Annotated in this window: 1 protein-coding gene; it reads left to right on the forward strand. The window is 66.1% G+C overall.

The features are described 5' to 3' along the window. Positions 1 to 429 (forward strand): transposase (locus AC5Y4D_RS27350; RefSeq protein ID WP_500038781.1); only part of this gene is annotated, 429 nt, incomplete at its 5' end. Positions 430 to 489: the final 60 nt, after the last annotated feature.

A 489-nucleotide genomic window follows, 5' to 3' on the forward strand; every position in this document is an offset into this window, starting at 1 on the left:
GGCCCCAACCTCGTCGAACTCATCGACGCCCGACTGGACGTGTTCGCGGCCCGCTACGCACCCACCTACCCCGCGGCGATGAAGATCCTGCTCACCGACCGCGCGGGCCTGACCGCTTACCTGCGGTTCCCGCCCGAACATCAGCACCGTATTCGGCATTCGAACTTCATCGAACGCACCTTCGGTGAAACCCGCCGCCGCACAAAGGTTATCGGTCGCTTCCCCGGCGAAACCAGCTGTGTCAGCATCGCCTGGGCCGTACTGGACCGCGCATCTCGCGGCTGGCGCGGACTCGCCATGACCCCGGCCGGGGTACGCCAGCTCCAAGACCTACGCCGCAGCCTGCTGCACCCACCCCGACAACTACGGCCCCAGCACGCCCCAGACTCCGCGAGCAGCACCACCGAAGCCATCAGCGCAACGGCGTAACATCACCCACCGAAGCCAGAAGCTCCGAAGGACCATTTACACCGGATTACGGACGCCACC

It is taken from the genome of Mycobacterium sp. NGS67 (assembly GCF_059812185.1).